The following is a 5,819-nucleotide window of genomic DNA, read 5'->3' as shown; positions in this document are numbered from 1 at the left end:
GTTTGGTGGTTGTGCCCAACGGGACCGCGGTCGTCGGCCCCATGGTCGCTTGGAAGGGACGTCGACAAGAGCGACGATGGGCACGGTCCTAAGTCCGGAACAGATTGCGCGACGTTTGCCGCTCAATTTTCCTCACGACCCGACCGTGCCCGCTCCTTTGTATGTTCTGGCAGTCGAAGTTGAAGGAGGCCCGTTTGCCCACTCCGTCACACAAGCTTCTCCAGATGATGGCAGCCGTGTTATCGGCCTTGGGATCGGCCCAAGCAACCACGCCGCCACGCACCGACCGGCCGCCTTTGGGTAAACTCATCGGGCAACTCCGGGAGGATTCTGCATTGCGCGCCCGGTTTTCCCTCAACCCTCGTTCCATTTTCGAAGAGGGAGGGTTCGATCCGACTCCTTACGACTTACCGGACCAGCTAAACGGAGATGACATTGATCGTTTCCTCAACAATTGGACTGGAGCCAGGGGACCGGCGGCGGGTTCGCGTGCCGCTGATGCCGTCACGCTTGTGTCCGAGGACCGATCGCAGCGCCTTCCGGTTCCGGCCAATGAGCATCCTGAAAAGCYAGCTTCGGAGTCGCCGGCTGCAGCACCGATTGATCCGCACGCTGCCGGCGGCCCGGAGACGATGCAGCCGCCGCCCGCTCCTCAGCCAGGCGAACTGCAAGCTCCCAGCGACACGCAGCGATCTCCGAATAGATCGCCGTCATTAGGACCGGCTCCGACGCCAATATACGGCCCCCCGCCCGGCTTCAGGACCAAGCCATGACACCGGATGGAAACGGCGAAGGCCGGCTTTACGACGGCGATCCCCGCAGGCACGCCCGCTGGCGGTCAGACCCCAAAGATCCGCCGAGCATCGCTGTCTGGGAAATCACGCTTCGATGCGATCTGGGCTGTCGACATTGCGGATCGCGCGCCGGCCGGGCGCGGAAAGACGAGTTGCGCACGGAGGAGGCGCTCGACCTTGTTCATCAATTTGCGAACCTCGGCCTCAAGGAGATCGCTTTAATCGGCGGCGAGTTCTACCTGCGCGACGACTGGGATCGGATCGCCGCGGAGATTAATCGTTGCGGCATGTTATGCAGTATCGTCACCGGCGCTCGGCAGATGACGGGCGAGAGAATCCGACGGGCGGCGGAAGCGGGAGTCGGAAAGATCTCGCTCTCGATCGACGGACTGGAGCTGACCCACGACGCGATCCGAGGGTCTAAGGGATCCTGGAAAGCCGCAGTTTTGGCGGSGAGACAGATCAGTGCAAGCGGAATCGACCTTTCYGTGAACACACAGATCAACCGCCTGACCATGCCTGAACTCCCTGCCATGCCCGATCTTCTCAGTGACATCGGAGCGCGGAGCTGGATGGTGATCTTGACAGCGGCCATGGGTCGCGCAGCAGATCGGTCCGCCCTGATGCTCCAGCCATATCATCTGCTCTACTTGTTCCCTTTGCTGGCGGCCATAAAGAGCCAGCAGCTCGATCCGAAAGGCATCGCTTTCTTCCCCGGCAACAACGTGGGYTACTTCGGCCCGTTGGCAGAGACGCTGCGATACGGCAGCGAGCGCGGTCACAGTTGGAACGGCTGCGGCGCGGGCGAATCTTCTCTCGGCATTGAAGCCGATGGGAGCGTGAAAGGCTGTCCGTCGCTTCCGAGCTCAGATTATGTCAAGGGCAATGTCCGCGACCGCGGGCTCCAGGACATCTGGTCGGGGCTGATCGCGGATAAGGCCGAGAARCCCGTCGAGCTGTGGGGTTTCTGTGCGACCTGTCCGTTCGCGCAGCGCTGCCGGGCGGGATGTACATGGACTTCGCACGTTCTGTTTGGCCGGGCTGGCAACAATCCTCTCTGTCATTTTCGGGCCTTGGCATTGGCYGAACGCGGTCTTGTCGAAAAGCTGGAACGTGTCAGCGCCGCTCCGGGCGAGTCCTTCGACTTCGGCAGCTACCGGATCGTCGAAGAGTCTATTGCGCGAATTCTTGAAGAAGATCCGGTCATCGGAATGACGCTTGGCAGCCAACTCTTCAAACTTCGAGCGGGCACCACGGGCTTATGGTCAGACGCAGAGCTCGCAGCAGTCCTGTCTTGAGACTCAACAATCTATTCCAAGAAAATCCGTTGCCTTCCCGCAGTTCACGATCCCTCGCGTCTGACCAAGCAGCCCGAGCGGCACGCCCGAAGCTCGATCGCCACTAGACGCCGTCAGATCACCGCCACGCTCGTCCGCAGCTTGCTCCGATGCTATGCGGGCGCAGAGCCGTTCTCGCGCGTCTTTGCCGCGCTGCGTCGCCGTGACGATAAAATCTGCGGGCCYCTCATCTGATTGGATGATGATATTCCGGGGTGATCCGATGCCTGGTGGTTGGACCGWGAGCTCGATCGTCTGGACCGGCTCATGCTGCRTGATCGTCGGGGAGGCGCTGGGAATGCATGACGGTCTTGGCGGRACCTGTGGGCCGGCGCTATGGCGTAACGCAAGTCACRAATGCTCGCATCGCGCTGCCCGTGCGGTCGCCTTCTTGGTCGCGACTGGATTGTCTATCGGGCACGCTCTGGCGGACGACCAGTCCGATTGCGCGGTCGCGGCCGGGACGCCGGCGATCGAGGCGTGTACCCGCCTCCTCTCCACCGATCCGGGGCTGCGCAAGCCTTTCGTTTTCTACAACCGCGGCGCCGCCCGGATCCTGGCGGGCGAGATGGCGCGCGCAGCCGACGATTTCAACGAGGCGATTCGGCTCGATCCCACGCTAGCAGGTGCCTATACAGGGCGCGGCATCACCCATATGTTCAGTGGCCGATTAGACGAGGCCATCGCCGACTGGACCGAGGCGATGCGGCTGACGCCGCCGGGCGAGACCCCGGGGGTCACGTCGCAACCCTACATGAACCGCGGCATCGCGCGCGCTCGGCGAGGCGACGTGGCGGGCGGGCTCGCCGATCTCGATACAGCCATTCGGATAAATCCGCAGGATGGCGAAATCTACAGCAACCGGGGCTGGGTTCTTATCCGGACAGCACAATACGAGCGTGCGCTTGCCGATCTCGATCAGGCGATCAAGCTCGCCCCGAACTTCTCCAAGGCCTACAACAATCGCGGCTTCGCCCGCACGCAGCTGAAACGCTACGAAGATGCAATGGCGGATTACGACACCGCCATCCGGCTCGATCCTCGCGATCACCAGCCTCGGACGAATCGCGGGGCTCTACTGGCCCAGACAGGCCAGCTGGAGCAGGGCCTTTCCGATCTTGATGAGGCCGTCCGGCTCAATCCAAGCGACGCAGAGGCCAGAACCGTCCGTGCTTCGATTCTCCTCGCCATGCATCGCCCGGAAATGGCGGTCTCCGGCGCGACGGAAGCCATTCGTCTCCAGCCTTCCGCAACTGGCGCCCGGCTGGTGCGGGGCCGTGCTTACACGGAGACGGGAGACTTTCCGCACGCCATCGAGGATCTCGACGAGGCCATCCGCGTATCTCCCTTGGAGGTGGCGGCCTGGATCGATCGCGGTGTGGCGCACGAGCGCCTCGGTGAGCTTGACCTCGCGGTGGTGGATTACCGTGAGGCTGCGAAGCTCGCTCCGTTGCTGGCAATCCCGCACTATAATCTCGGCAACGTCCACAGGACCATGAAGGCGCTCGATCTGGCGCTGACCGATTACAGGGTACGACACCATGAGGTGGCGCTCACGACCGTCTGCACATTGAGGCTCCGAGATAGGCGGCGAGCCGCCTAGCGCCGGTCACATCAAGCCGCGCGTTCATTATCCGGTCGGAGCGCTGGAGAACTGCAAGCCAAAATACCGGCGCGTCGSCGRCCGATCCCATAGCCGCRTGGCCCGGCTTCGTAGCAAGAAGGAGGTGCTGCGCCCGAGCGCGCCAGCTTGCTGGTCAAGGCGCACGGCGGTTCGCACCGAATGTCCACTCTCCGGCAGGCGGCCAACGGGGAATTTGGACCCAAAGCAGAAGGGAGGCGTCCTTGCTAGCGATCGGCTGCGGCAGTAGCGCTACGTGGGCAGGCTTTAGCTTCAACCGGAGGTGGAGGATGACGAGATTGGGGTTGGTGGCAGGCTTCGTCGCCTCGCTCGCATTGCAGCAAGTGGCCGCCGCTGAAACGCGAACCTCGGACGAGAAGGCGTGCGCGATAAGCGGGGGTCACATAGAGCGGTTCGGAAAAGCGCAGTTTCCCTATTGCGTGAAGCCTTTTTCCGATGCCGGAAAAGCCTGCAGCAAGAAGTCAGACTGTGTCGGCGAATGTCTTGTGGAAGACGGCCCAGCGGCAAGATTGGCAGGAAAGGGAACGTGCCAGGCGCGCGATGAGCCTTTGCACGGCTGCTTCAGCAGCCTCGACAGYGAGGGAGAGGCGCACAGCGTCTGCGTCGATTAACGGTAAGACCGGATGTTCGCTGAGCCGGAGTAGCTCGCCCTAGGCTGCGCCTTCGAAGGTTGCTCGGAGTGGCCGAGCCGATCCTCTCCGCAGGAGGACGAACCAWGGAGCATTGTAGCGAAGTTTTTTGTCGAGATCGATGTGACGAAGGCGCGGAACGCTATGATCGCGGTAGGCAAGCACGTTTGAAGTGGTCATGATGCTGCGGGGTCCTGGAAACCAAGACGCCGAGCCTGCGGACATACGACTGGGGGAAGCCCGATTCCTCCGTCGCGTACGCGGTGATCATCATCGTACGCAAGGCCGCCCTTTCTCCATCAAACTCCACCAAATGATGGACGACGCTTGTTTCAGGCACGCGTGAGAGTCTGACGGCTGTCGTTCTGCAACTCCCAGCACTATCCTCACCGGCTTCCGGGGCCGCCGCGACATTGCCCATTACCAAACGTTCTGGAAGTCACGGGCGGGTCGGCAGCGGTCACTGAGCGACATGCCAGGTTCGGACTCTCTTGGAAAAGTCCCCTTTGTGATGGACGGTCCCATACAGGCAGACAATGATTTTGAAAATCCAACTCCCGTCGGACCAGCCCGTTTGTGGAAACCGCCATGACTATCTCATTCGCAGCAGCTATCGTCAGCTTTCTCGCAATTACGACGAATTCAAGCTTAGCGTTCGCGAAYTGTGTATCTGATGAACTTCGAAATATCCAAACAGGACTGATGACGGCTGAACAAGCCTTGGAGCGCGCCGACTACCGTCAGGCTAACGATCTCGCAAAAGCCGCGCTTGCAARGATCGGTGACAGATATTTCGAACCAGGGGTGATCGATGATAGCGGCCAGAGACTGTTGTTAGCTGATTGGCAGGAACGGCAGGGTGACTGGAAGCATGCGGCGAATATACGAGTACGCATTGCACATTCCCGGGCTGACGCCCTGGCTCGTAGATCCGGCTGCTGAAGGCCGACCTTTCCAACGTCCGAGAAGGGGCGATTTTATCCCTTCGACCAGGGCCTGAAAGCTGACGTCCGATTAGGCGGCAGCAAATGCCGAAATCGGCCATCGACAGCAGATAGCAGTTCACCTTCCCCGAAGTCGGGATCAACTTCGCACGCGTGCCCCCGGCATGAGCTCGGATCARCTTCGCGCGGCCTAGTGGCTTGCCGRATGCATCAGCTGCCATGACGTCGAAGCGCGTCTTGCCGAGATCGACGTCGAAACGGCAGCCGCGGCGAATGGGCCTCTGGAAATATCGGCTCTCCTTCAGCGTGTACGACCGGTTGCAAACTTGCAGGCCGAGAGCCGACGCGGGCCATCGTGATCGTTATCCAGCGTCAGCTCCCGATCTTCGCACGCGGCGTCTTTACGGAGGCGACCGAAGCCAGCGCTGCGATCTTCACCTAGCCGTCGAACGCGCCCGCCCCCCGTCGAGAAG

3 protein-coding genes are annotated in these 5,819 nt (G+C 61.5%); all 3 read left to right on the top strand.

All coding sequences use genetic code 11. From position 1 onward, the window contains the following. The first annotated feature begins 769 nt into the window (after positions 1-769). Positions 770-2,092 (top strand): radical SAM protein, encoded by a 1,323-nt coding sequence (locus AB4Y99_RS26390; protein WP_441525413.1) that lies wholly within the window; start codon positions 770-772, stop codon positions 2,090-2,092. Positions 2,093-2,537: 445 nt separating this feature from the next. Then, complete coding sequence (locus AB4Y99_RS26385; protein WP_441525412.1) at positions 2,538-3,734, top strand: tetratricopeptide repeat protein; 1,197 nt, start codon at positions 2,538-2,540, stop codon at positions 3,732-3,734. A 1,256-nt stretch (positions 3,735-4,990) separates the two neighbouring features. Beyond that, a complete protein-coding gene (locus AB4Y99_RS26380; RefSeq protein WP_441525411.1) occupies positions 4,991-5,344 on the top strand; it encodes a hypothetical protein in 354 nt (117 codons plus the stop codon). The last annotated feature ends 475 nt before the right edge of the window (positions 5,345-5,819 follow it).

The organism is Allobosea sp. TAB14 (assembly GCF_052113865.1).
Lineage (GTDB): Bacteria > Pseudomonadota > Alphaproteobacteria > Rhizobiales > Beijerinckiaceae > Allobosea > Allobosea spartocytisi.
This window is presented reverse-complemented; position numbering and strand designations above follow the sequence as displayed.